The organism is Kitasatospora sp. NPDC058190, assembly GCF_042883685.1.
Lineage (GTDB): Bacteria > Actinomycetota > Actinomycetes > Streptomycetales > Streptomycetaceae > Kitasatospora.
On sequence record NZ_JBHVVI010000028.1, the window covers coordinates 1 to 25,208 of the forward strand.

General features: G+C 72.6%; 23 protein-coding genes and 1 pseudogene. 7 read left to right on the plus strand and 17 right to left on the minus strand.

Annotation, left to right across the window (positions count from 1 at the left end; all coding sequences use genetic code 11):
* Window positions 1-292 precede the first annotated feature (292 nt).
* The 3 genes and pseudogenes from ACFVWU_RS15535 to ACFVWU_RS15545 form a co-directional block, all read right to left on the minus strand.
* Window positions 293-1,096 carry a DUF3710 domain-containing protein gene (locus tag ACFVWU_RS15535; RefSeq protein WP_387620285.1) on the minus strand — a complete coding sequence of 268 codons (804 nt, stop codon included), beginning with the start codon at window positions 1,094-1,096 and terminating at the stop codon, window positions 293-295.
* Window positions 1,097-1,098: 2 nt separating this feature from the next.
* A pseudogene (gene dut / locus ACFVWU_RS15540) lies at window positions 1,099-1,633 on the minus strand (dUTP diphosphatase).
* Complete coding sequence (locus ACFVWU_RS15545) at window positions 1,630-2,208, minus strand: PaaI family thioesterase (RefSeq protein WP_387620436.1); 579 nt, start codon at window positions 2,206-2,208, stop codon at window positions 1,630-1,632. The pseudogene dut and the gene ACFVWU_RS15545 overlap by 4 nt, the downstream one beginning before the upstream one ends.
* Window positions 2,209-2,344: 136 nt before the next feature.
* On the opposite strand from ACFVWU_RS15545, the gene ACFVWU_RS15550 reads away from it, so the two are divergent.
* Complete coding sequence (locus ACFVWU_RS15550) at window positions 2,345-2,794, plus strand: DUF3093 domain-containing protein (protein WP_387620288.1); 450 nt, start codon at window positions 2,345-2,347, stop codon at window positions 2,792-2,794.
* 278 nt (window positions 2,795-3,072) lie between these two features.
* Here ACFVWU_RS15550 and ACFVWU_RS15555 read toward each other — a convergent pair whose 3' ends face one another.
* The 4 genes from ACFVWU_RS15555 to ACFVWU_RS15570 form a co-directional block, all read right to left on the minus strand.
* Window positions 3,073-3,372 (minus strand): DUF4193 domain-containing protein, encoded by a 300-nt coding sequence (locus ACFVWU_RS15555; RefSeq protein ID WP_350745462.1) that lies wholly within the window; start codon window positions 3,370-3,372, stop codon window positions 3,073-3,075.
* 483 nt (window positions 3,373-3,855) lie between these two features.
* A complete protein-coding gene (locus ACFVWU_RS15560) occupies window positions 3,856-4,839 on the minus strand; it encodes an acyl-ACP desaturase (protein ID WP_387620290.1) in 984 nt (327 codons plus the stop codon).
* Between the two features lie 268 nt (window positions 4,840-5,107).
* On the minus strand, window positions 5,108-6,409 hold the full coding sequence (locus ACFVWU_RS15565) for a sensor histidine kinase (RefSeq protein ID WP_387620292.1): 1,302 nt from the start codon (window positions 6,407-6,409) through the stop codon (window positions 5,108-5,110).
* Between the two features lie 83 nt (window positions 6,410-6,492).
* Window positions 6,493-7,146, minus strand: coding sequence for a response regulator transcription factor (locus ACFVWU_RS15570; protein WP_030285473.1), 654 nt, complete (start codon window positions 7,144-7,146; stop codon window positions 6,493-6,495).
* A gap of 442 nt (window positions 7,147-7,588) precedes the next feature.
* Here ACFVWU_RS15570 and ACFVWU_RS15575 point away from each other — a divergent pair, with 442 nt between their 5' ends.
* Window positions 7,589-7,774: a hypothetical protein gene (locus tag ACFVWU_RS15575; RefSeq protein ID WP_030057688.1), complete on the plus strand. Its 186-nt coding sequence runs from the start codon at window positions 7,589-7,591 to the stop codon at window positions 7,772-7,774.
* A 146-nt stretch (window positions 7,775-7,920) separates the two neighbouring features.
* Here the strand turns inward: ACFVWU_RS15575 and ACFVWU_RS15580 are convergent, their stop codons facing one another.
* Both ACFVWU_RS15580 and ACFVWU_RS15585 read right to left on the minus strand, forming a co-directional pair.
* Entirely contained in the window at window positions 7,921-8,739 is an 819-nt protein-coding gene (locus ACFVWU_RS15580; protein ID WP_387620297.1) for an inositol monophosphatase family protein, read from the minus strand.
* A gap of 21 nt (window positions 8,740-8,760) precedes the next feature.
* Window positions 8,761-9,903, minus strand: coding sequence for a ferrochelatase (locus tag ACFVWU_RS15585; protein ID WP_387620299.1), 1,143 nt, complete (start codon window positions 9,901-9,903; stop codon window positions 8,761-8,763).
* A 130-nt stretch (window positions 9,904-10,033) separates the two neighbouring features.
* Between ACFVWU_RS15585 and ACFVWU_RS15590 the strand changes: the two genes are divergently transcribed.
* A complete protein-coding gene (locus ACFVWU_RS15590) occupies window positions 10,034-11,290 on the plus strand; it encodes an MFS transporter (protein WP_387620302.1) in 1,257 nt (418 codons plus the stop codon).
* Window positions 11,291-11,392: 102 nt separating this feature from the next.
* Window positions 11,393-12,715: a D-arabinono-1,4-lactone oxidase gene (locus ACFVWU_RS15595; RefSeq protein ID WP_387620305.1), complete on the plus strand. Its 1,323-nt coding sequence runs from the start codon at window positions 11,393-11,395 to the stop codon at window positions 12,713-12,715.
* On the opposite strand, the gene ACFVWU_RS15600 is transcribed toward ACFVWU_RS15595, so the two are convergent.
* Window positions 12,712-13,593: a hypothetical protein gene (locus ACFVWU_RS15600; RefSeq protein WP_387620308.1), complete on the minus strand. Its 882-nt coding sequence runs from the start codon at window positions 13,591-13,593 to the stop codon at window positions 12,712-12,714. The two genes, ACFVWU_RS15595 and ACFVWU_RS15600, sit on opposite strands and share 4 nt — an antisense overlap.
* Window positions 13,594-14,110: 517 nt before the next feature.
* Here ACFVWU_RS15600 and sepH point away from each other — a divergent pair.
* A complete protein-coding gene (sepH, locus tag ACFVWU_RS15605; protein ID WP_387620311.1) occupies window positions 14,111-15,190 on the plus strand; it encodes a septation protein SepH in 1,080 nt (359 codons plus the stop codon).
* 55 nt (window positions 15,191-15,245) lie between these two features.
* On the opposite strand, the gene ACFVWU_RS15610 is transcribed toward sepH, so the two are convergent.
* Window positions 15,246-16,121, minus strand: coding sequence for a sulfurtransferase (locus ACFVWU_RS15610; protein ID WP_387620314.1), 876 nt, complete (start codon window positions 16,119-16,121; stop codon window positions 15,246-15,248).
* A gap of 239 nt (window positions 16,122-16,360) precedes the next feature.
* Here ACFVWU_RS15610 and ACFVWU_RS15615 point away from each other — a divergent pair, with 239 nt between their 5' ends.
* Window positions 16,361-17,101: a VOC family protein gene (locus tag ACFVWU_RS15615; protein ID WP_387620438.1), complete on the plus strand. Its 741-nt coding sequence runs from the start codon at window positions 16,361-16,363 to the stop codon at window positions 17,099-17,101.
* A 67-nt stretch (window positions 17,102-17,168) separates the two neighbouring features.
* Here the strand turns inward: ACFVWU_RS15615 and ACFVWU_RS15620 are convergent, their stop codons facing one another.
* From ACFVWU_RS15620 to ACFVWU_RS15635, 4 genes are all read right to left on the minus strand, one after another.
* Window positions 17,169-17,825 carry a thymidine kinase gene (locus ACFVWU_RS15620; protein WP_380611994.1) on the minus strand — a complete coding sequence of 219 codons (657 nt, stop codon included), beginning with the start codon at window positions 17,823-17,825 and terminating at the stop codon, window positions 17,169-17,171.
* 61 nt (window positions 17,826-17,886) lie between these two features.
* Window positions 17,887-19,074, minus strand: coding sequence for an alkaline phosphatase family protein (locus ACFVWU_RS15625; protein ID WP_387620317.1), 1,188 nt, complete (start codon window positions 19,072-19,074; stop codon window positions 17,887-17,889).
* A 93-nt stretch (window positions 19,075-19,167) separates the two neighbouring features.
* The gene (locus ACFVWU_RS15630) at window positions 19,168-19,767 is read right to left on the minus strand and encodes a DUF5998 family protein (protein ID WP_380611992.1); all 600 of its coding nucleotides are present in this window, start codon (window positions 19,765-19,767) and stop codon (window positions 19,168-19,170) included.
* 92 nt (window positions 19,768-19,859) lie between these two features.
* Window positions 19,860-22,760 (minus strand): GNAT family N-acetyltransferase, encoded by a 2,901-nt coding sequence (locus ACFVWU_RS15635; protein ID WP_387620321.1) that lies wholly within the window; start codon window positions 22,758-22,760, stop codon window positions 19,860-19,862.
* Between the two features lie 226 nt (window positions 22,761-22,986).
* Between ACFVWU_RS15635 and ACFVWU_RS15640 the strand changes: the two genes are divergently transcribed.
* Window positions 22,987-23,268, plus strand: a complete 282-nt coding sequence (locus ACFVWU_RS15640; RefSeq protein WP_188306085.1) for an HPr family phosphocarrier protein — start codon at window positions 22,987-22,989, stop codon at window positions 23,266-23,268.
* Window positions 23,269-23,409: 141 nt separating this feature from the next.
* Here the strand turns inward: ACFVWU_RS15640 and ACFVWU_RS15645 are convergent, their stop codons facing one another.
* Together ACFVWU_RS15645 and ACFVWU_RS15650 are read right to left on the minus strand one after the other, a co-directional pair.
* Complete coding sequence (locus ACFVWU_RS15645) at window positions 23,410-24,090, minus strand: cytochrome P450 (RefSeq protein WP_387620325.1); 681 nt, start codon at window positions 24,088-24,090, stop codon at window positions 23,410-23,412.
* Between the two features lie 5 nt (window positions 24,091-24,095).
* Complete coding sequence (locus tag ACFVWU_RS15650) at window positions 24,096-24,677, minus strand: cytochrome P450 (protein ID WP_387620328.1); 582 nt, start codon at window positions 24,675-24,677, stop codon at window positions 24,096-24,098.
* Between the last annotated feature and the right edge of the window lie 531 nt (window positions 24,678-25,208).

A 25,208-nucleotide genomic window follows, 5' to 3' on the forward strand; every position in this document is an offset into this window, starting at 1 on the left:
GAGTTCTCAAGGAACGGACGCTTCCTTCGGACCGCCTTCCAGCGGGCCCTCCGGGCGCTTCGTTCTTTCGTGTTTCCAGCTTATCAGATGTTTTCCGCTCCGTTTACCGGAGTTTCATTCATCGGATTTGCTTTCCGCTTTGTCACCCCGGTCTCCCGCGGCGACTCCGGAACTGTACGGGGACCGACCCGCCACATGCAAATCGCCCCCGCCCGGGGTCCCGGGCGGGGGCGATGCGGCGGCGATCAGATCCGACAATCCGGATCAGGCGAACCGGACCAGGCGGCCCCGGTCAACGGACCTCGGTGATCTCCGGGCCGCGAGCGAACGGGTCGAGCGCGGTGCCGCCGAAGCGGCTCTCGCCCTCGCCGGCGGCGGCAGCAGCCCCACCACCGTCGGCAACCATCTGGGCGTCCTCGGGAAGCTTGAGCACGATCGGGTCGCGGGGCGCCATCGGGCTCTCGCCACGCACGACGACGGTCTGGCGGAAGACCTGCTCCAGGATGCCGGCCATCTCGGGCTGCACGGCGGCCTGGCCCGAGATCACGCCGCGCAGGAACCAGCGCGGACCGTCACAGCCGACGAAGCGCACCAGCTGCACGCCCTGGGTGCCGTCCGGGAGCTGCACCGGGACCTGGGCGCGGAGGTGCCAGCCGAGCGGGCCCTCCTCCTCGTCCACGATTCCGCCCTGCGAGGTGATGCCGTTGGCGATCTCCTCCCGGACCTCCCCCCAGATGCCCTCCGACTTCGGGGCCGCGAAGGCCTGGAGCTGGATGGCGCTGTTGCCGAGCACGAGGGTGGCGGCGACGATCGCGTCACCGGCGACCTCGACGCGCAGCTCCATGCCCTCGACCCCGGGGACCAGCAGTCCCCCGAGGTCGACACGGCCCTCCTCGGGGTTCTCCAGCTCGGAGTGGTCCCACGGGCCGTCCGGCCGCGGGGCCGGCGGCAGGCCGAACTTGTCGGCCGGGTCCAGCTCGGTCACGTTCTCGCTCTCGGCGGAACCTTCGACGTCATCGGCCGTCTCGTCGGCGCTGATGGCGTCGTCGGCGAGCTGCTCGACAGCGTCCTCGCTCTTCTGGCGACGACGGAACACGGTCACTGTCCTTCCCGGTCCAAGACCGATGCGAATACCTGCTCGGCTTCCTGCGAGGCCGCGGGAATGCTAGACCGCGGCGTGGCCACCGGTCGACCCGAACCCGCCCTCGGCGCGTGCCGACCCCGGCAGCTCGGCCACCTCGTGGAAGCGGGCCTTCTCGACCTGCTGGATGACCAGCTGGGCGATCCGGTCCCCTCGGCGGAAGCTGACCCCCTCGCGCGGGTCCAGATTGACGACGATCACCTTGATCTCTCCACGGTACCCGGCATCGACCGTCCCCGGGGCGTTCACGAGCGCAACTCCGCAACGAGCTGCGAGCCCGGAGCGGGGGTGGACGAAGGCCGCGTAGCCGTCCGGGAGGGCGATGGCGATGCCGGTGGGGAGCACAGCCCGCTCGCCGGGGGCCAGCTCGGCGTCGACAGCGGTGCGCAGATCGGCACCGGCGTCCCCGGGCTGCGCGTACTCGGGCAGCGGCAGCTCGGGGTCGACGCGCCTGATCAGGACGTCCAGCGGCGGGCGGGGGGTCTCGCTCAAGGGTTCACCTCAAAGGCTCGTGCGCGCTTCATCAGATCCGGGTCGTCGAGGACCTTCTCGATGTCCTCGGGACGACCGTGCGTGGTGAAGTGTTCCAGCTTCACCTGAATGAAGAGCGCCTGAGCACGCACGGCGACCGGTCCGCCCGGGCCGCCGATCCGCGCTTCGGCGGCGCTGTAGATCTTGCGACCGTGCACTCCGGTGACCCAGGCGCGCAGGTGCAGCACCGAGTCGACGGGCACCGGGCGGAGGAAGTCGGTCTCCAGCCTGCCGGTCACTGCGGGGGCGTGCAGCAGCCAGTTGAGCGTGCCGAGGGTCTCGTCCATCGCCGTCGTCAGCACGCCGCCGTGGGCCAACCCGGGGCCGCCCTGGTGAACGTCCCGGACGGTGAACTCGGCGGTGACGTCGAGTCCCTCACCGGCGACCGCGTCGATCCGCAGGCCGCCGGGGTGCTGCGGGCCGCAGCCGAAGCAGTGCTCGTAGTGGGAGCCGAGCCGGGTGCCGGGGGCGGGCGCCTCGGGGGCCCGCGGCGGGAGGACGGCGTCCGGCGGCGGGGTGGTCGGGGTCGGCGGCAACGCGGGCGCCGGCCGGTCGGTGGGGGTGGTGGGGGGTGTCGTACCGGTCACGCCGACCCACCCTACCCAGGGGTAGCAAGGCCTCCGCCGGGGGTGGCGTCCCGCTCCGGGCGTCAGGGCACCCACAATGGAGGGCATGTACGACGAACGCCTCACGGTGCCGCGCTCCTGGTGGCTGCTCCCGGTCGCAGTCGGCCTCACCCTCGCGCTGATCCTGATCCGGGTCAGCGGCCCGGCCGCGCTGGTCGGCCTGGTCGCCGGCATCGCCGCCGGCGCGGTGGCGATCAGCAGCTACGGCTCGGCCCGGATCCGCGTGGTCCAGGGCTCGCTGGTGGCGGGCCCCGCCCGGATCCCGGTGGAAGCGCTGGGCGCCGCGCACGCGCTGAGCCCCGCCGAGGCCACGGCCTGGCGCGGCCCGAAGGCCGACCCCCGCGCCTTCATGCTGCTGCGCAGCTACGTCCCGACCGCGCTGCGGGTCGAGGTGGACGACCCGGCCGACCCGACGCCCTACCTGTACCTGTCGACCCGCTCGCCGATGAAGCTGGCCGACGCACTCGACGAGGCGCGGCGCGGCACCCGTACGTAAGGGGCGCGCCGGGGCGAGAAGGCCGAGAAAACCGAGAGGGACGGTTCCGCTGCTGCGGGACCGTCCCTACGACTTTGTCCTGGCCGACGCCGTACTGGCTATTGCCATGGTTGCCAGTGCTGTACTGGCCGACGCGCCGCCGAACGACTCCGTCCTCCCGGGACCGTCCCTGCGGACGGCCCGCGGACCTGCCGTCCGGCCCCGCTGCCCGGGGCCGGAAGGGGCGTTGTGCCGGTCCCGCGGGAGCCACGGGCACCGGTCGCTGTCCGCTGCGGTGCTCAGGCGCCGCAGTCCCGGCAGATCGGGTTGCCGTTCTTCTCGCTGTAGAGCTGGCTTCGGTGGTGCACCAGGAAGCAGCTCATGCAGGTGAACTCGTCGGCCTGCTTCGGCAGCACGCGGACCGCGAGCTCCTCGCCCGAGAGGTCGGCGCCCGGGAGCTCCATGCCCTCGGCGGCCTCGAACTCGTCGACGTCGACCGAGCTGCCGCCCTTGTCGTTCCGCCGAGCCTTGAGTTCCTCGATGCTGTCTTCGTTGAGCTCGTCGTCGGTCTTGCGTGGGGTGTCGTAGTCCGTTGCCATTTTTCGCTCTCCCCCTCCGGGTTGTGCGGTGTGTGCGGTATCTCCAGCGCACGTAACGCATGGGGGGTCGGTCTTGTGCCCGACCCGAGGCGGAGATTTTGCCTTACTTCAAGCCCTGTTACTCAATCGACACTCAGCCAGGGCTCCGTTGGGGTGATCCGTTGGGCCTCCAGAGGCCTCACGCTGGGCCATCGCCGACCCGCCAAACGCCCGCCGGGTCAGCGACGCTCAGTGAGCGAAGTCCGTACTGATGTCCGCCAAATCCCTTGCCCACCAGGGATGCCGACCAACCCTCCAGGCCGCAGCCAGACCGGATTCCGGTCACGGACGGCGATCGGCACCTCCAACAGGGTGATCACTCTCCGGGGTCACCCGACACCATGGAGCGACACAGTGTGAGCTTGGTCACGTTCAGAATCTTCCGGGGCAAATCACGGAAAATCCACCCACTCCGACCCCTCGACGACGTGCCGTCGCCGCACCCTACTCGGCGCTGCGACGGGCCGCCCGGCGCGCCAGCATCGCGGCCTGGCGCTCCTCGAACTTGCGCGCCTGGCCGTCCAGCCCGTCCAGGAACACGCCCAGCTCGTTCTGCGCCACCATGCCCTCCGGGCCGAGGCCGCCGATCTCCATCACGCGCAGCTTGCGCAGCACCGGCTGCAGCACGTCGTCGTGGTGGATGCGGAGGTTGTACACCCCGCCGAGGGCGATCTGCGCGGCGGCGCGCTCGAAGCCGGGGATCCCGTGGCCGGGCATCCGGAAGCCGGTGACCACGTCGGCGATGGCGCGCATGGCCTGGTCCGGGGCGATCTCCAGGGCTGCCTTCAGCAGGTTCCGGTAGAAGACCATGTGCAGGTTCTCGTCGTTGGCGATCTTCGCCAGCAGCTGCTCGCACAACGGGTCGCCGGCGTACTTGCCCGTGTTGCGGTGCGCGATGCGGGTCGCCAGCTCCTGGAAGGCCACGTAGGCGACCGAGTGCAGCATGCTGTGCGCGTTGTCGGACTCGAAGCCCTCCGACATGTGGTTCATCCGGGCCCGCTCCAGCTCCACCGGGTCGACGGCCCGGGTGGCGAGCAGGAAGTCGCGGATGGCTATCCCGTGCCGGCCCTCCTCGGCGGTCCAGCGGTGCACCCAGGTGCCCCAGGCGCCCTCGCGGCCGAACATGGTCGCGATCTCGTGGTGGTAGCTGGGGAGGTTGTCCTCGGTCAGCAGGTTCACCACCAGCGACACCCGTCCGAGCGGGGTCACCTTCGACTGCTCGATGTTCCAGGCCTCGCCGCCCAGTACGCCGTCGAAGTCACGGCCCTGGCTCCACGGGACGAACTCGTGCGGCATCCACTCCTTGGCCACGCCCAGGTGGCGGTTGAGCTCCTTCTCCACGACCTCTTCGAGGGCCAGGATCAGCCGCGCGTCGGTCCAGCCGCTCGATCCGAGCGAGGTGCTGCTCTGCACAGGGGCGATGGTCACGGTCTTGCTCCCGGGGGACGGGCACGCGCGGGACGGGCGCGTAGGGCGGGCACACGTCGTGCGGAGCCGTCGGTGGAACCCACCGGCGGACGCACTTACGGCTGCGTAGGTTACGACACCGTAAGTTGCTCGGGCCGCAAATGACAAGCCGCCCCCGTCAGGCCTGATGTCGTCTTGACAGGCTTGACGGGGGCGGCAGGGAACGGTCGCCCACGGGACGCGGCGACCCAGGGGGCCCGTTACGGCTCGGGAACGGCCCAGGAGGGCGCTACGGCGTCGGGATGCGCACCCGCATGGTGAGGCCGCCGCCGGCGCGCGGGGTGGCCTCGATGGTGCCCCCGTGGGCGCGCACCACCGAGCGGACGATGGACAGGCCCAGCCCGACCCCCTTGTCGCTGCGGGTGCGGTCGGCGCCCTTGATCCGGCGGAACGGCTCGAAAATGTGCTCCAGTTCGTACCCGGGCACCACCGGGCCGGTGTTGGAGACCACCAGCTCGCCCCCGCCCGGCACCTCGGCGGTGGCCAGCTCGACCCAGCCGCCCGGGGTGTTGTAGCGGACGGCGTTCTGCAGCAGGTTGAGCGCGAGCCGCTCCAGCAGCACGCCGTTGCCCCCGACGGCGGCCGGATCGAGCTTCGAGCGCAGCTCGACCTCGCGCTTGTCCGCCTCGGCCCGGGTCTGCTCCAGCGCCCGGGTGGCCACCTCGGACAGCTCCACCGGGCGGCGGTCGGTCAGCTCGTTCTCGCTGCGGGCGAGCAGCAGCAGGCCCTCGACCAGCTGCTCGCTGCGCTCGTTGGTGGCCAGCAGGGTCTTGCCGAGCTGCTGGAGGTCGGGCGAGGCGGCCGGGTCGGAGAGCTGGACCTCCAACAGGGTGCGGTTGATCGCCAGCGGGGTGCGCAGCTCGTGCGAGGCGTTGGCGACGAAGCGGCGCTGGGAGTCGAAGGAGCGGTCCAGCCGGTCCAGCATGTCGTCGAAGGTGTCGGCGAGCTCCTTGAGCTCGTCGTCCGGCCCGTCCAGCTCGATCCGGCGGTGCAGGTCGGAGGAGGCGACGTCGCGGGCGGTGCGGGTGATCCGGCCGAGCGGGCGCAGCACCCGGCCGGCCATCGCGTAGCCGGCCGCGAAGGCGATCACGGCGAGGCAGACCAGGACGGTGAGCAGCTTGCGCAGCAGGTCGTTGAGCGCCTGGCCGGCCTGGAAGGACCTCTGGTCGTTCAGCCACTGGTCCAGCGCGGACTGGTTGGTGATGAGCTGGCCGTCCGGCGTCCGCACGGGGATGCCGTTGAGCACCAGGTGCGGCTGGCCGACCTGCTGGAGCGACTGCTGGACGAAGAAGTACATCACCAGCAGCAGGACCACGCCGGCCATCAGGAACATCCCGCCGTAGAGCAGGGTGAGCCGCATCCGGATGGTCGGGCGGAAGGGGAGCCAGGCGAGCAGGCCGTCGCCGGGGACGTAGGTCTCGTGCTGGTTCTGCCGGGCCGGGCGCGGCGGGTGGACGGGCCTGGGCGGTACGGCGCGCGGGCCGCCGGCGGGCGCGCCGGAGGGCCCGCCGGCCGGGGGCGGGGTGGTCATGATGGTCCTCTCGGGGCGTCCGCCGGGGCGGGCGCGGGATGCGGCGGGGAGTCCTCGGGCGGGTTCCCGGGGGCGTGTTCCAGTCAGATCCGGTAGCCGGAACCGGGCACGGTGACGATCACCGGCGGGTCGCCGAGCTTGCGGCGCAGCGTCATCACGGTGACGCGCACCACGTTGGTGAACGGGTCGGTGTGCTCGTCCCAGGCCTTCTCCAGCAGCTGCTCGGCGGAGACGACGGCGCCGCCGGCCCGCATCAGCACCTCCAGGACGGCGAACTCCTTGGGGGCGAGCTGGACGGTGCGTCCCTCGCGGATCACCTCGCGCCGGCCGGGGTCGAGCGAGATGCCGGCCCGCTCCAGTACCGGGGGCAGCGGGATGGTCGCGCGGCGGCCCAGCGCCCGGACCCGGGCGACGAGTTCGCTGAAGGCGAACGGCTTCGGAAGGTAGTCGTCCGCGCCGATCTCCAGGCCCTCGACCCGGTCGCTGATGTCGCCGGAGGCGGTCAGCATGATCACCCTGGTGGCCAGGCCCTGTTCGACCACCTTGCGGCAGACGTCGTCGCCGTGCACCAGCGGGAGGTCGCGGTCCAGGACGACCACGTCGTAGTCGTTGACCGCGATGCGCTGGAGCGCGGCCTCCCCGTCGTACACCACGTCCACGGCCATCGCCTCGCGGCGCAGGCCGGTCGCGACGGCCTCGGCAAGCAGCTGCTCGTCCTCGACGACGAGAACCCGCACGGTCGTTGTCCCTTCTCCAGGCCGGCCCCGGAAGCGGACGCGCGGCTCCGACGGTGCCTCCATCCTGCCTGGTCCTGCGGTAAAGCAGCGATAAGCTGCCGCCCAGGCACGGAGTGCGGTCCCGCGGCGGTGACCGTTCGTGCCGGGACCACTCCGCTTGGACTGTGACGCGGGCAACTTTCTCGCGACGGGAGGTTTCCCCGGTCCCCGGGCGGGGAGGACAGCTGCACACCCGCGATCTGGCTGTTGGCCGATCGCACCCACCCGCCGTGCGTTCATCCGCGCCGGCCCTGGGGCTGGGATGTCACCGGGAGCGGCCGAAGGCCGTCTCCGCGCCCGACCGGAGATCCACCACCTGCCGGCCCGGACGCTTTCGCTGGCCAGACCTCCTCGGGGCGGAGAACGTACGACCGTGCACGTCCGACAAAGTAAGGGGGCCCGTATGGACGCCTTCAAGGCCGGAATCCTGCAGCGCATAGCCAACGCCGAGCAGGATCTGCACCGCGCGATCGAGGCCGGGGACGAGTTCCTCGCCGAGGTGGAGCAGTCCGAGCTGGACGACCTGCGTCGTCTGGCCGCCGAGCACGGTGTGGACACCGTGCTGGAGCGCCACCGCACCGCCGCCTGACCCGACGCCGGTCCTCCGGCACCTGCGGTCCTACGGGGGCCGTGCGAAACCCCAAGCCCTGGCATCCCCCGTGTGCCAGGGCTCTTCGCATCTCCGGAGGGGTTTCGTCCCGGGGCTCCGAGGCGGCCGGCGCCGCGGTCGCCCGGTCAGTCCGCCCAGGCGCGCAGCGCGGCCAGGCGCTCCTGCAGCGGCTCGTACACGCCCGGCGCGGCGGCCACGGTCAGCCGGCTGTCCGGGCCGTGCCCGGGACGGCCGCCGACCAGCGCGCCGGCCTCGGCGGCGATCAGGCAGCCGGCCGCGTGGTCCCAGGGGGCGAGGCCGCGTTCGTAGTAGCCGTCCAGCCGCCCGGCGGCCACGTCGCACAGGTCCACCGCGGCCGCCCCGCCCCGGCGGACGTCCCGCACCTCGGGCATCAGGGCGAGCAGCACCTCGGCCTGGCGCACCCGCACCGACTGGACGTAGTTGAAGCCGGTGCCGATCAGCGCCTGGCCCCAGGGCGGGGCCGGGCGGGCCGAGAGCGGACGGCCGTTGAGGCGGGCGCCGCGGCCGAGGACGGCGTGGAACAGCTCGCCGCGCGCCGGGGCGTGGACGACCCCGACGACGGCGCGGCCGTCCACCTCCGCGGCCACGCTGACCGCCCAGGAGGGCAGCCCGTACAGGTAGTTGACCGTGCCGTCGAGCGGGTCGACGACCCAGCGCACCCCGCTGGTGCCGGGGCGCTCGGCGCCCTCCTCGCCGAGGTAGCCGTCCTCGGGACGGCGGTCGGCGATCAGCTCCAGGAGGAGCTTCTCGGAGGCGAGGTCCATCTCGGTAACCACGTCGACCGGGCTGCTCTTGGTGCCGGCCACGCCGAGGTCGGCGGGACGGCCGTCGCGCAGCAGGGCGCCGGCCTGCCGGGCCGCGTCCAGGGCGACGTCGAGCAGGTCGTCGAGGAGCCGGTCGTCGGGCGGGGCGGGGGTGGACACGGGATTCTCCTCCGGAGGGGGTCAGCGCTCGGCGGCGGCCGGGCGGGGGGCGCGCGGGTTGGGGCAGCAGGCCACCGCGCACACGTCGTGGCTGGGGCCGAGGGCGCCCAGGGCGCAGCGGGTCACGGTCTCGCCGCGCTCGGTGGCGGCCCGTTCCAGGACCAGTTCGCGCACGGCGGCGGTGAACCGCGGGTCGGCGCCGACGGTGGCGGCGCGGACCACCCGCAGGCCGAGTTCGGCTGCCTTGGCGACGGCCTCGGTGTCGAGGTCGTACTTGACCTCCATGTGGTCGGAGACGAAGCCGATCGGCACCATCACCACGGCCGGCGCGCCGTCGGCGTGCTGGGCCTCCAGGTGGTCACAGATGTCGGGTTCCAGCCACGGGATGTGCGGGGCGCCGCTGCGGCTCTGGAACACCAGCCGCCACGGCCGGTCGGCCACGCCGGTGCGCTCGGCGACGGCCGCGGCGATCAGTCGGGCCACATCCAGGTGCTGGGCGACGTACGCGCCGCCGGGGGTGCCGCGGGCCGGGTCCTCCGGGGCGCCGGAGGTCTCGGCCATCGCGTCCGGGATGGAGTGGGTGGTGAAGGCCAGCCGGGCGCCGGGGCGGACGTCCTCGGGCAGCTGCTCCAGGGCGGCCAGGGCGGCGTCGATCATCGGCTCGACGAAGCCGGGGTGGTTGTAGAAGTGCCGCAGCTTGTCGACGGTCAGCGCCGGGCGGCCCTCCTCGGCGAGGGTGGCGAGCGCGTCGGCCAGGTTCTCCCGGTACTGGCGGCAGCCCGAGTAGCCGGCGTAGGCGCTGGTGGCGAGCACGGCGATCCGGCGGTGGCCGTCGGCGGCCAGCTCCCGCAGGGTGTCCACCAGGTAGGGCGCCCAGTTCCGGTTGCCCCAGTAGACCGGCAGGTCCAGCCCGTGCTCGGCGAAGTCCTTCCGCAGGGCGGCGAGCAGCTCGCGGTTCTGCTCGTTGATCGGACTGACCCCGCCGAACATGAAGTAGTGCTTGCCCACCTCCTTCAGGCGCTCCTTGGGGATGCCGCGGCCGCGGGTGACGTTCTCCAGGAACGGGACGACGTCCTCGGGGGCCTCGGGCCCGCCGAAGGAGAGCAGCAGCAGGGCGTCGTACGGGGCGGCGCCGGAGGGGGAGGGTTTGCGCGCGTCGGACATGGCACCGATCCTGCCACTGAGGGGACGGGGCCCGGCGCCGGGGCCGCGCGGGTGTCCGGAAAATACCGTTTGCCAACCCGCGTAAGCTGTGTTCGCCAGCCTTGTTCCTTACCCCCTGTCCGGAGCTCCCGTGCTGTCCAGCTACCGCCGAATATTCGCCTCCCCTGGCACCGCGGCCTTCTCCTCCGCCGGGTTCATAGCCCGTCTGCCGATCTCCATGGCCGGCATCGGCATCGTGACCATGCTCTCCCAGCTGACGGGGTCGTACGGGCTCGCGGGTGCGGTCTCGGCGACGATGGCGATCGCCGCCGCGGCGCTCGGCCCGGCGGTCTCGTGGCTGGTCGACCGCCGCGGGCAACGCCGCATCGCCGTCCCGGCCACCGCGCTCACCGTCGCCGCCGCGACCGGGCTCCTGCTCTGCGCCCACTTCCGCGCACCGTCCTGGACGCTGTTCCTCTTCGCCGTCGGCCTCGGCGTCATGCCCAGCGCCGGCGCCATGGTCCGTGCCCGCTGGGCCCACCTCTACCGCGACGACGCCGCCAAGCTGCACACCGCGTACTCCTTCGAGGCCGTCGTCGACGAGATCTGCTTCATCGTCGGCCCGATCCTCGCCATCGGCCTGGCCACCAACGTGTTCCCCGAGTCCGGCGTCCTCGTGGCCGTCATCGCGCTCGCCGTCGGCATCGCCCTGTTCACCGCCCAGCGCCGCACCGAACCGCCGGTCCATCCGGCCTCGGCCGACGGTAGCGGCAGCGCCATCCTCAACGGCGGCCTGATCGTCCTGGTGCTGACCTTCGTCGCCTCCGGCGCGATCTTCGGCTCGGTCGAGATCGTCACCGTCGCCTTCGCCGACGCCCAGGGACACAAGGGGCTCTCCAGCGTCGTCCTGGCCGTCTGGGCCGTCGGCTCCGGCCTGGCCGGCGCCGTCTACGGGGCGCTCAAGCCCAGGAGCCCGCTGTCCACCCGCTTCTTCGTCGGCGTGGTGATGATGGCGCTCAGCATGATCCCCATCCTGCTCGTCGCCTCCACCCTGCACGGCGTCGGCGGGCTGGTCGCGGCGGGCGCCGCCCTGCTGATCGCCGGCGTCGCCATCTCCCCCACCCTCATCTCCGCGATGGCCCTGGTCGAACGGCTCGTCCCGGCCGCGAAGCTCACCGAGGGCATGGCCTGGACCACCACCGGGCTCGCCCTCGGCGTGGCCTTCGGCTCCTCGGTCGGCGGCTGGGTGGTCGACGCCTCCGGCGCCTCGGCCGGCTACTGGGTCCCACTGACAGCCGGTGCCCTCGGAGTGCTCGTCGCGCTGACCGGGCTCGGCCGCCTGCGCGCCGGAGTCGCCGCGAACGAGCCCGCGGAAGCGGTCGAACGACCCGTAGACGTCGAACGGTGAACTGACTAATCTCGCCCTACCTGTGGCCCTACCCACGGGTAGGGCGGCCCACCGCCCCCGGACCGCGCCGACCCGTTCGGCCACGGAGCAGGAGGCAGCGCCATGCCCCAGGCCAGTACCGCGACCCGCACCCGGTGGACCAACTGGGCCGGGAACCAGAGCGCCCTCCCCAGCCGGACCGCCACCCCCGGCACCGCGGAGGAACTGGCCAAGGAGATCCTGCGCGCCTCCGACCAGGGCCGCACCGTCAAGGCCGTCGGCTCCGGCCACTCCTTCACCGCGATCGCCTCGGCCGGCGACGGCCTGCTGATCCGCCCGCACGCGCTCACCGCCGTCCGCGGGATCGACCGCGCGGCCGGCACCGTCACCGTCGAATCCGGCCTCCCGCTGAACCGCCTCAACCGGCTCCTCGCCGCCGAGGGCCTCTCCCTCACCAACATGGGCGACATCGAGGTCCAGACCGTCGCCGGCGCCACCAGCACCGGCACCCACGGCACCGGCCGCGACTCCGGCTCGCTCGCCGCCCAGATCCGCGCACTGGAGATCGTCCTCGCCGACGGCACCGTCGAGCGCTGCTCCCCCACCGAGAACCCCCGGCTCTTCCAGGGCGCCCGCCTCGGCCTCGGCGCCCTCGGCGTGATCACCGCGCTCACCTTCGGCGTCGAACCGGCCTTCCTGCTCAGCGCGCACGAACAGCCGATGGCCTTCGACGAGGTGCTGGAACGCCTCGACGACCTCACCGCCGTCAACGAGCACTTCGAGTTCTACTGGTTCCCGCACACCGACCGCTGCGCCACCAAGCGCAACAACCGCAGCCAGGGCCCGACCGCCCCGCTGCCCCGGTTCAAGGAGTGGCTGGAGGACGACTTCCTCTCCAACACCGTCTGGGAGGGCGCCTGCCGGATCGGCCGGCGCTTCCCCCGGTCCATCCCCTCGATCGCCGCGCTCGCCAGCCGCGCCTGGTCCGACCGCAGCTACACGGACACCGCGTACAAGGTGTTCACCAGCCCGCGCAAGGTCCGCTTCGTGGAGATGGAGTACGCCGTCCCGCGCGCGGCCGTCGCCGAGGTGCTGCGCGAGCTGAAGGCCCTGCTCGAACGCTCCGACTGGAAGGTCAGCTTCCCCGTCGAGGTCCGCTTCGCCCCCGCCGACGACCTCTGGCTCTCCACCGCCTCCGGCCGGGACAGCGCCTACATCGCCGTCCACCTCTACCGGGGCACCGCCGACCAGGGGTACTTCACCGGTGTCGAACAGCTGATGACCGCCCATCAGGGCCGCCCGCACTGGGGCAAGCTGCACACCCGCGACGCCGAGTACCTGGCCGGCGTCTACCCCCACTTCGGCGACTTCACCGCGCTGCGCGACGAGGTCGACCCGCAGCGCGTCTTCGGCAACGACTACCTGCGGCGGGTGCTGGGGGCCTAGCCCGCGGGGGTCTCGGCGGACAGCGGCGGGGCGACCGTCGCGTCCGCCGGGGCGTTGCTCGGTGCGGGCGGCTGCGACGTGACCCCACCGGTGGGCTTCCCGCCACCGCCCGCCGACGGCGAGGAACCGGCCGACGGACTCGAGCTCGGGCCCGCCGAGGGCGAGGCGCTCCCGCCCTGCCCGCCGGCGCCGCTGCTCGGGGTGGCGCTCGGCTCCCGGCTCGGCCGGGTCGTCGCCGGGGCCGAGGCGCCGCCGGACGGCGTGGCCTGCGAGTCGCGCCCGCCGCTCCCGGAGGACGGCCGCTCCGCCGGGGCGTCCTGCGGCGTCGAGGTCTTGGGCGTCACCCCGCCGCCGAACGACGTCCCGTTGCCGGACTCGCCCTTCACCGTCGCCGACACCGGCTGCCCGGTGGCCAGCTCGAACGCCACGATCGGCGTCATCGCCAGGACGAACACCAGCCCGGACACCGCCGCGTAGGTCTTCCAGGTCCACCGCCGGCGCGCCCGCACCACCTGGGGCTCGTTCCACTCCGAGGTGATCATCGGCGGCCCGTCCGGCCGCTCCGCGGGCTGAGCCGGATGCTCCGGCTCCACCGGTACCTGGCGCAGCGTGTTCACGGCCTGGTTCGGCCCCCGGTCCACCGCCTCGCGCAGCTGCTCGCCCGTCCGCCGGAAGATGTGCTGGAACACCGCACCGCCGGTGGTGGCTCCGATGCTCACCACGGCCGCGCCCATGATCGTGCCGTAGACGCCGAGTTCGGAGGCGAGCAGCGCGCCCACCACCGCGGCCAGCGCACTCGCCACGACCTGAGCCACACTCAGATCGATCCGCTTGCGCTCCTCCTTGCCGCCCTCCTCGGCGGGGCTCCACTCCGGCATCAACATCCCTCGGTCCGTACGACTGCTTCTCGAACAAGCCTCTCTATCTTGCCCAAAGAAGGACACAAGGGACGAAAATGCGGTTCTGCACTCCCGGATTGTGTGAAGATGATCACCGTTCATCCGCCGGTGGTCCGCCATTGGGGGTGCGCGCTCTTGAGATTCCCGTGAATCGCGGGAGACTTGAGCGGCGAGCCGCCCCTCCGGATGCCACGAATGGAGTACTGTTCGTAAAGCCCGAGCCTTGGGTCGACTTGTCGACTGTGCCTACACCGGCAGCTTGACGAAGAGCCACGGAACGGACACGCACGGCGACGCCGGTCCCGGATCGTCGCGATCTCTGCTCGTGCGAGGACGGCCGGGACACCCAGGCGCGACGTCGACGGATGACGTGGCAAAAAGGCAACCGTGCCACAGCGGCGTGGCCGGGCGTGAGCCCGACACGCCGGGGAACTCAGCAAGGTTGTGGCCAGTCGCGAGTGGGCAGGCCACACTCAGTACGGGAGCAGCGACGCAGGTGACGTCGGCAGGCACCACCCGGGAGGTAACCGTGCCCGAACTGCGGGTTGTGGCCGTCAGCAACGACGGCACACGGCTGGTGCTCAAGGCTGCCGACAGCACGGAGTACACCCTCCCCATCGACGAGCGGCTGCGCGCCGCCATCCGCGGCGACCGGCCGCGTCTCGGCCAGATCGAGATCGAGGTCGAGAGCCATCTGCGGCCCCGGGACATCCAGGCCCGGATACGAGCCGGTGCCTCCGCCGAGGAGGTCGCCCAGGCCGCCGGGATCTCCGTCGACCGCGTCCGCCGCTTCGAGGGTCCGGTCCTCGCCGAGCGCGCCTTCATGGCCGAGCGCGCCCGCAAGACCGCCATCCGTCGCAACGGCGAGTCCCCCGGGCCGCAGCTCGGTGAGGCCGTGGCCGAGCGGCTCGCGCTGCGCGGCGCCGAGAAGGACACCGAGCGCTGGGACTCCTGGCGGCGCGACGACGGCACCTGGGAGGTCATCCTCTCCTACCGGGCCGACGGCGAGGGCCGCAGCGCGTCGTGGACGTACGACCCGCCCCGGCGCCTGGTCCAGCCCAACGACGACGAGGCCCGCGCGCTGATCGGCGAGACCGTCGAGCGCGAGGAGGACTCGGTCTTCCCGTTCATCCCGCGGATCGCCCGGCTCCCCCAGGACCGGCCGCCCCGCCCGATGATCGACCGTCCCTCCGCCGACCGCATCATGTCGGCCCGCGAGGTCCGCGAGTCACGGGAGGCCAGCGCCGAGTCCCGGGACTCGCTGACCAGCCTGCTCGACGTGGTCCCCGCCTTCCGCGGCGACCTCGCCGTCAGCGGCCCCACCCCGATCGAACCGGTGCCCGCCGAGGTCGCCGAGGAGAGCGAGGAGTCGGCCGCGGCCGCCGCCCCGGCGGTCGGTGCGGGCTCGGCCTACGCCGACATCCTGATGCCGCGGGCCGTCGCCCCGCACCGCGAGCGCCTGGTCGGCACCACCGACCGGCAGGCCGAGGCGGACGGCGTCCGGCCCGGTCGCCGGGCCACCGTGCCCAGCTGGGACGAGATCGTCTTCGGCAGCCGGCGCAAGAAGCAGGAGTAGGACGACGCCGAAGGGGCGGGAGGCTCGGCCTCCCGCCCCTTCGGCGCATCCGGAATCAGCCCGGCTGGTCCGTCACCGCGACCGGGCGGCTCTCGTCGCTCGACCACTCGCTCCACGAACCCGGGTACAGCGTGGCGTTCAGGCCCGCCACCTCCAGCGCCAGGATCTGGTGCGCCGCTGTCACGCCCGAACCGCAGTACACCGCGGTCTCCCGCTCGCCCGCGCCCAGCTCCCGGAACCGGGCCGCCAGCTCCGCGGCCGGCCGGAACCGCCCGTCCGGGCCCACGTTCTCCGCCGTCGGCGCCGACACCGCGCCCGGGATATGACCGGCCCGCGGGTCCACCGGCTCGGTCTCGCCCCGGTAGCGCTCCCCCGACCGGGCGTCCAGCAGCAGACCGGAACGCGCCCAGGCCGCGGCGCCGTCCCCGTCCACCGTCGGCAGCTGCCCCGGGGCCGGCTCGAAGTCGCCCTCCCCCGGCTCCGGCAACTCCGCCGTCACCGGCAGACCGGCCGCCTGCCAGGCCGCGAAGCCGCCGTCCAGCACCCGGACGTCCCGGTGCCCGGCCCAGCGCAGCAGCCACCAGGCCCGGGCCGCCGCCATCGAGGCCGCGCCGTCGTACACCACGACCGGACGCTCCTCACTCACCCCGAAGCGGCGCATCGCGGCGCCGAACTCCTCCGGGTCCGGCAGCGGGTGGCGCCCGCCCCGGCCGGGGGCGCCGGGCACGGCGGCGAGGTCCCGGTCCAGCTCGACGAAGTGGGCACCGGGCAGGTGCCCCGCCCGGTACTCCTCGGCCGCGGTCGGGCCGCCCGGCACGGCGCCGACCAGCTGGTAGCGCACGTCCAGCAGCACCGGCGGGCGCGCGGAGGCGAGCGCCTCCCGCAGCTCGGCCGCGGAGATCAGCGGGGAACCCTCGTTGTTGGTGGTCATGCCGGCCATTGTCGCGCAACGCACCCCGGGGCGGGTCCGGCAAATCCCTGCCGGGCCCGCGGCGCCGGGCCCGATCGGACAAGATCCACCGACACGCCCGAACCACCGCTCTTTGTGCGCTCTTTGCCGGATTTTCCGCGCGGCCCGAGGGTTGGGCGCGCGCCAGAGTGGAAGCATCACCCTCGCGCGCGAGGATTCCCGTGCGCCAACCACCCACGAGGAGGCCCGCATTGCCCGCGGTGGAACTCCGACTGGCCCAGGGCACGCCCTGCTGGGTCAGCCTGCTGACCGACGACCTGCCCGGCGCCCGCGCCTTCTACGGTGAGCTGCTCGGCTGGACGTACTCCCCCGGGCCGGGTCAACTCGGCGCCTACGTCCGGGCCGAGCTCGACGGGGAGCCCGTCGCCGGCCTCGGCGTCTCCACCGCCACCGGCTTCCCGGTGCAGTGGACCACCTACTTCGCCGTGGACGACGCCGACCGCACCACCCAGCTGGTGCGCGAGTGCGGCGGCACCGTCGCCGTCGGGCCGCTGCAGGCCGAACGCGCCGGGCGGGTGGCGATCGCCGCCGACGTCTCCGGCGCCGTCTTCGGCCTCTGGCAGGGCGAGGAGCACCTCGGCCGCGAGGCCGGGCCGGAACCCGGCGGGCCCGCCTGGGCCGAACTGCTCACCCCGGACGCGGACGGCGCCGCCGTCTTCTACGCCACCGTGCTCGACCGCCCGGTCCGGCCCACCGACGGCGAGTCCGCGCTGATGGTGCGCGGACGCCCGGTCGCGGGCATCCGCCACCACGCCGACCTGCGCGGCCACCCGCCGCGCTGGCGCACCCACTTCGCCGTCCGGGACACCGCGCTGACCGTCCATCACGCCGTCGAACTCGGCGGCCGTGTCCTGGTCGAACCGCACGACACCGCCCGCGGCCGGGCCGCTCGGCTCGCCGACCCACAGGGCGGGCACTTCTCGGTGCTCGAAACGCTGTGACGCGCCCCGCTGTGATTCGCCCACTCGGCTCCAGGGCGCTCGGGGCGGGGACTCGCCCGCTCGCGCGTCAGGCCTGCTGCTCCTCGAAGGGCAGCACGTCCGGGGAGAGCACCGAGGCGCGGGCGGTCGCGGCGGTCAGCCGGCGGCGGTGGTGGCGGCGGCACAGCACCTCGTAGCCGACCTCGTCCTCCTTCACCGAGATGTCGCCGATCACCACCTGGGCGCCCTCGACGACCATCACCCCGCCGACCGTCCGGGCGTTGTGGGTCGCCCGGGCGCCGCACCAGCACAGGGCCTCGACCTGGAGCACCTCCACCCGGTCGGCCAGCTCGATCAGCCGCTGCGAACCGGGGAACAGCCGGGTGCGGAAGTCGGTCGTGATGCCGAAGGTGTAGACGTCGATGTCCAGCTCGTCCACCACCCGGGCCAGTTGGTCGACCTGCTCGGCGGCGAAGAACTGCGCCTCGTCGCAGATCAGGTAGTCCACCCGGCCGCCCGCCGACAGCCGCTGCACCACGTGCGCGTGGAAGTCGAAGTCGTCCGTCACCTCGACCGCGTCGGCGCGCAGGCCGAGGCGGCTGGAGATGGTCGCCGCGCCCGCGCGGTCGTTGCGGGTCAGGATGACGCCCTGCCGACCGCGCGCGGTGTGGTTGTGGTCCATCTGCAGCGCCAGCGTCGACTTGCCGCAGTCCATCGTGCCCGAGAAGAACACCAGTTCAGCCATGGGTGGAGCAAGGGCCTTTCACATCAAGGGGGTTCGGGCACAGGGAGGTCAAGGGACCGGCTCAGCCGCGGACTTCGAGCAGCGGCACGAACTGCTCGACCGGGGTCATCGAGCCGTGCAGGCCGATCATCGCGGACTCGCCGGGTTCGTTGCGGGAGGCGGTGATCGCGATGTCGTCGCGGGCCGCGGCGACCACGTCGCCGATCCGCCGGTACACCCGCTCGTCCACGGTCGGGCCGAACCAGCCCGCCGCGATCGCCTGGTCCCGGGTGGCCACCCACATCCGGTCGCCCAGCACCTCGCTCCAGACCGCGTGCACATCGGCCGCGGCGCCCGGTACGGCGTACACGTGCCGGGCCCGGCCCTCGCCGCCGAGCAGGGCGACGCCCGCGCCGAGCTCCCAGTCCTCGTCGAAGTCGATCCGGTCCTCCGGCGCGATGTCGATCATGCCGTGGTCCGCGGTCACGTACATCGCCGAGCGCGGCGGCAGCTGCTCCGCCAGTCGGCGGGCCAGCCGGTCCACCGCGTCCAGCGTCATCCGCCACTCGTCGGAGTCCACGCCGAAGCGGTGGCCCGCGCCGTCCAGCTCGCTGACGTACGTGTACACCAGCGCCCGGTCGTGCTCGGCCAGCCAGGAGGCGGCCAGGTCCATCCGCTCCTCGCCGGTGGTGCGGCCGAGGAAGGTGCCGCCGGAGAGCGCCACCTTGGTCAGCGGGGTCTGGGCGAAGAGCGGGGAGGACACCTGGGCGGTCGCCACCCCGGCCCGGTGGGTGCGCTCGAAGACCGTCGGGTACGGCTGCCAGGCCTGCGGGTCGGTGTGCGGCTGCCAGCGCAGCTGGTTCATCAGGTAGTCGGCGCCCGGCACCGCCACCGTGTACCCGGCCAGCCCGTGCAGGCCCGGCGGGGTGCCGGTGCCGACCGAGGCCAGCGAGGTCGCGGTGGTGGACGGGAAGCCCGCGGTCAGCGGACGGCCGGTGCCGCCCAGCGAGCTCCCGGCCAGCGAGGACAGGAAGGGCGCGTACTCCGGGTGGCGCAGCAGCAGCTCCCAGCCCAGGCCGTCCACCAGGAACACCACCGCCCGGTCGGCCGGGGCGATCGGCAGCGTCGCGGTGAACCCGGGGACGCCCAGGCCCGCCGCCACCGAGGGGAGCAGGTCGCAGAGCGAGCCGCTGCCGTACGGGGGCGCGGGGGCCGCGGCCGGGTCGAGGATCTCGAAGGCGTCGTAGCCGTCGGAGGGTGCGAAGGACATGGAACCGGATTCGTAGCGGTCGGAAGCTGCGGAGCTCAGCGCGGGCCTGGCGGATCTCGTCGGCGGACCCGGCGGGGATCCGCGGGACGCGCCCTAGGGCCGCGGGCCGTTGTTGATCGTCGCGTCGGACAGCGCCCGGGCGAACACCAGCGCCTGGGCCACCGTCTCCGGGCCGTCGCCGGCCTCGCTCACCCGCAGTGAGAGGTCGTCAGCCGTCGCCGAACCGGTGTAGCCGTGGTCGGCCTCACAGTTCGGGTCCGAGCAGCCGGCTGGCTCCAGGTCCAAGCGCTGCACCGCACCCCAGCCGATCGTCAGCACCACCTCGCGGGGCAGCGTCCCCGGGGTGTACGTCTCCGGGTTGGCCACCATCCGACTCACCACGACCGAGCCGATCCGGTCCAGCCGGACGCTCTCCGTCGAGGTCGTCGCGAACGGCACCGCGGGGCTGCCCTCGGCCCCCGACTGTTCGTCGGTGTGGCTCACCACGAACCGGGTCGCGGTCAGCACCAGCACCGTCACGTGCCGGCGCACCTCGTTGGAGTCGAAGGTCGTCTCCTGGTGCACCAGGTAGGAGCTGATCGGCTCCGGGCCCACCGCGGACTCCACCGCCTCGGACACCAGGGCCGGGTAGTAGCCGCTGCGCTCGATCGCCGAGCGCAGGTCCTGAGTGGTGGTGGTACCGGTCTTCGCCATAACTCCATCCTGGCATGGTCCGCCGACGAAGCGGGCGGCGCGGCGCCGAGCTTCGGACATCAGCGCCCACGGGCAGGCGCAACCAAGGAAGGTTACAGCGTGCTCATCGCGCGCGGGCCCAGATCGCTGCGGACGGGCAGTGGTGCGACCCGCACCCGCGCCCCCAGGATCGCCAGTCCGTGCGGGGCGACGACCACCGGTTCGAGGTCCACCGAGGCGATCTCCGGCACGTCGTCCACCAGCTGCGACACCCGCAGCAGCAGCTCCTCCAGGGCTGCGGTGTCCACCGCCTCGGCCCCGCGCCAGCCGAACAGCAGCGGCGCCGCCCGGACCTCCCGGATCAGGCCCGCGACGTCCTGGTCGGTGGCCGGGACCAGGCGGTGGGCCACGTCACCCAGCAGTTCGGCCGGGGCGCCGGCCAGGCCGAAGGAGAGGATCGCGCCGACGGCCGGGTCCACCGTGGCGCCGATCACGGTGTCCACGCCGCGCGGGGCCATCCGCTGCACCACCAGCTCGGCCCCGGCCGCGCCGCCGAGCAGGGCGTCCAGCTCGCGGTGGGCACGGCGCAGGCCCGGCTCGCCGGTCAGGTCGAGGCGGACGCTGCCCAGGTCGGGGCGGTGGCGAAGGTGCGGGGCGGTCGCCTTCAGGGCCACCGGGTAGCCGAGCTGCTCGGCGGCCTTGACGGCGCTCTCCTCGTCCGGGGCGGGCAGCGTGGTCGAGACGTCGATGCCGTAGCGCTCCAGCAGCTCGTGGGTCTCGGCCTCGCTCAGGGTGATCCGGGCGCCGCCGGCCTGGGTGCGCAACGAGAAGGAGCGGCGTGTAGCGCCTCGAACAAGGGTGGTGGTGGGCGACGGGCGGGACACCGCGGCGCGGGTGCTCAGCGCCGCCTCCACCAGGGCGCGGGCGCCGGGCTCGTCGATCCGGTCCAGCTCGGGGACGCGCGCGGTCTCCTCCGCCTCGGCGGTGCGGTGGCGCCACTGGGCGTAGTGCACGGCGTGCGCCAGGGCGCGCACGGCGCGCTCGGGCGCCGCGTAGGCCGGGATGCCGCCGGGGCGCAGCCGGGCCGGCAGATCGGTCAGGGCCAGGTGGGCCAGCACCAGGGGCTTGTCCAATCCCCGTGCGCGCGTGCCCGCCTCGAGCAGGGCGGCGGCGATCTCCGGGTCGTCCGAGCCCATCTCGGGGTCGTCCGGGCCGGTCAGTCGGCCGCCCATGAAGGCGTGCGCGGAGGTGCCGATCGGCGGGATGGCGACGGCGATCACGGCGTCCACGGCGGGGTCGCTGAGCGCGACGTCCAGCGCGATCCGGAAGTTCTCGCCGGTCGCGGCCGTGGTGAGGTCGACCGGCGTGCGCGGGCGCAGGCCGGCGCTCAGGCACGCGTCGTAGGTGAGCAGGCCGAGCGAGTCGGAGTTGCCGACCACGGCGACCCGGTCGCCGGGTGGCAGCGGCTGCTGGGCGAGCAGTTCGCCGGTGTCGAAGAGCTCGGTGATGGTCGCCACCCTGGTCACCCCGGCCTGTTCGAACAACGCGTCCACGGTGGCGTCGCGCAGGCCGGTGGCGGTGGCGGGAACGGCGTGGCCGGGCGGCAGGCTGCCGGTGTGCCGGGCGCCCTTGACCACGACGACCGGCTTGACGGCGGCCAGGCGGCGGGCGATCCGGGTGAACTTGCGGGGGTTGCCGAAGGACTCCAGGTAGAGCAGCACCACCTCGGTGGCCTCGTCCTCGGCCCAGTACTGGAGGAAGTCGTTGCCGGAGACGTCCGCGCGGTTGCCGACCGAGGCGAAGGAGGAGACGCCGAGACCGCGCTTGTGGGCGGCCTCCAGCAGGGCCACGCCGATCGCACCGGACTGGCAGAAGATCCCGAAGCCGCCGCGGTCGGGCAGGTGCGGGGCGAGCGAGGCGTTCAGCGGGTGCTCGGGGTCGGTGTTGATCAGGCCGAAGGCGTTCGGGCCGACCACCCGCATGCCCGCCGCACGGGCCTGGCGGACCAGGGCGCGCTGGCGGTCCCGGCCCTCCGGGCCGGTCTCCGCGTAGCCGGCGGTGACCACCACCAGGCCCTGCACCCCGCGCACGCCGCACTCGGCGACGGCCGCCGGGACGGCGCCCTCGGGGACGGCGATCACCGCGAGGTCGACCGGCCCGGGAATGTCCAGAATCGAACGGTGCACCGGGATGCCGTCCAGCTCGGTGCCGGGCGGGGCGTTGCGGTTCACCGCGTGGACGGCGCGCGGCTCGCACTTGGGCTCGTACCGGCTCTCGAACTCCGTGTCGAAGCCGCCCAGCAGGTCGCGCAGGATGGCCCGACCGACGGTCTGCGGGTGACGGGAGACCCCGACCACGGCCACCGAGCGCGGGGTCAGCAGTCGCTGCACCGAGCGGGCCTCGGCGCGGTGCTCGCGGGCGCGCATCACGGCGAGCGAGCGGTCGGTCTGTTCGAGATCGAACTCCAGGTGCACCACGCCGTCGGCGAAGCTGCGGTGCTGGGTGTAGCCGGCGTCGGTGAAGACCTTCACCATCTTGCGGTTCTCCGGCAGCACCTCGGCCTGGAAGCGGCGGATGCCGCGCTCCTGGGCGACGGCCGCGATGTGCTCCAGCAGGGCGGAGGCCACACCACGGCCCTGGTGGGCGTCCTGGACCAGGAAGGCGACCTCGGCGTCCGTCCCGTGGTCGGAGGGGCGGCCGTCGGCGTCGATCCGGTCGTAGCGGACGGTGGCAATGAAGTGGTCCCGGACCACTACGGCGAGGCCGACCCGGTTCACGAAGTCGTGGTGGGTGAAGCGGCGGACGTCCTTGTCGGACAGGCGCGGGTAGGGGGCGAAGAACCGGAAGTACTTGGACTGGTCCGAGACCTGCTCGTAGAACTCCACCAGCCGCCCGGCGTCGGCGGGGGTGATCGGCCGGATCCGGGCCGTGCCGCCGTCGCGCAGCAGGACGTCGGCTTCCCAGTGCTGCGGATAGTCGGGTTGCGCGGGGTTCGCCACCGCGGGGTCTTCCACAGTCGTCAGGTTATCCGGCGGCGGGCCGAATGGCGCCGGTCGTGTGCTCGCGGCAGGGTGGACGGGGCCACCGGCCGGTCCTTATGCCCCGAAAAGAAACAATCACAACTCCCGAACGGGGCGGCTCGGAGGGCTTGCCTGCGTGCAACACTGGTCTAGACAACACGGTCGTTTCCCCCGCTCCCCGAGCACGGCCGTGACCAGCTTCACCGGAAAGGCACGTCTCATGGCCGAGCGCCGCGTCACCATCGGTTGGGCCGAGGGCCTGCACGCCCGTCCCGCCTCCGTCTTCGTCCGGGCCGTCACGGCCACCGGCGTGCCGATCACCATCGCCAAGCCGGGCGGCAACCCGGTCAACGCCGCCTCCATGCTCGGCCTCCTCGCCCTGGGCGCCCAGGGCGGTGACGAGGTCATCCTCGCCTCCGACGCCCCCGACGCCGACGAGGCCCTCGACCGCCTCGCCAAGCTCGTCCAGGAAGGCCTCGACGAGCTCCCCGCCGCGGCCTGAGCCTTCCGGTGACGACAGGGGGTGTGCCGCCCGGCAGCACACCCCCTGTCGTGGTGTTCGGTCCTTGCGGCGGATGACCGGTTTCGGACGCGGACGACCGGTTCCAGGTGGGCGGCCGCCGCGACCGGGCGCCACTGCCGATCACGCCGCCGGGGCCGCGCCCTCATCGACCGGCAGCCGCGTCGCCACGGGCATCGCCAGCCCGGCCGCGAAGAAGACCAGCGCGAGTGCCGCCCACCCGAACTGGCCCGCCCCGACGACCGCGACCAGCGCCACCGGCCCGGCCACGTTGGTGGCTCCACGGCCGATGGCCAGGACTCCCTGGTACTGGCCGGTGGCGTGCGAGGTCACCCGCTCCTCGGCCGAAGCGATCACGGCGACCAGGGCGGGGAGGGCCATGTGCTGATTCGGTGTCCGGTCCAGAGTGAGTTCGTCCGGCCGGGGGAACTTGTCGGGATCGCGGTTGGCCGCACCGAAAAGCACCACAACGACGTCTCCGCGCTTGAGCGGGACACCGCCGATGGTGGTGGATTCGGTGACGATGCGGCTGGTCCCCTGCACCGAGGCGTCATACCTCATGAGCTCGTCGAAACCACTCGACAGCAGCTCCGGGTCGCGCATCTCCTCGAATTTCTCAGGGTTCTGCAGCAGCGCCAGCATGGCGTTTCCGGCGCCCGCGACGATCGAGCTGTACCCGGGCTGGAACACCACCCGAACCGTGTTCCGAACGAAGGAGTCGGCGACCTCCACATTGTCACGGTTGCCAGCCACATGGGCCAGCAGGCCGGGACGCGGATTGGCCGTGAACCACGACTCGACCATTTCACTCAGCTGGCCGCGCGCCTCGATTCCCAGCCGCCTGAGTTCGGCAGCCGACTCGACACCGTCCGCGGCGTCTCGGGCGCGAGGCCGGCATCCATGCTCCGCACAATGGCATCTGAAATCGAGGCGAAGGTCCGGACGTCGGGGGAATCGATTCCCATGAGTTCCGAAATGGTCGCCAGCGCGAGCGGCTCGACCACCTCCGACATGAGATCGAATTCCGCCTTGCCTTCGACACCGTCGAGCAGCGCTCCGACGAGCGTCTCGCCGCGCTTGCCGATGGCCTCCAGGTCCTGTGCGCGCAGGGCGTTCATGAACAGGCTGCGGAGTGGACCGTGGTCCGGCGGGTCCAGGGTCTGCAGGCTCAGCCACGGCTCGGAAACCGACTCCCCGGCGCGCCGCCAGTCCGTCGCGAACACCCCGGGGTTCTGCAACACAGCCTGGCAGTCGCGGTACCGGGTCAGCACCCAGCTCTGCATCTTCTCGTGCCAGTGCACGGGTTCCGACGCGCGGAGCCCGGCGTAGACCGGGTAGGGGTCGAGAAGAGTCGCACTGTCGAGGGGGTCGTACCGGACCGGGAGTTCCATGGACAATTCCTAGGGTTCTTGAACCGATCTATGAGGCCTATGAGGCCTATGAGGCCTAGGCTCTCTTTTGGGTCGAAGAGAGTGCGCCGGACCCGGACCTGCCGGGTCCGGCGCCCAATTCTCGCCGCCGGTACCGAGCTGCGCTGCGGTTGCGGCCGATAAAATTAGTCGTTGTAGCGCATGAGAATCCACCTGATTCAAATGGTCCCGCCATTGGCGCGGACAGACAATTACGGACGCGAGGGATGCCGGCCCAATCGGCATCTGGAATTTCAGTCGTTGTAACGCACGGTAGGCTCCTCTTCAGTTTCTCGCGTTCGAAGCCCTAGCGCTTCTCCCTATGACGATGAAACCACCACCGCTATTCAGTCCTGCCCACGACAACTTCAATGGAGGGGCAAGTTCCACAAACCAGCCAACCCGGACAAATGGGGGCATCGAATTAAAAGCGCGCCGCGCCGTTTAACACGAATATCAAATTCTTCTATGAATATGCCGAAGTTCGATACGCACAGCGACACCATGTGGTAC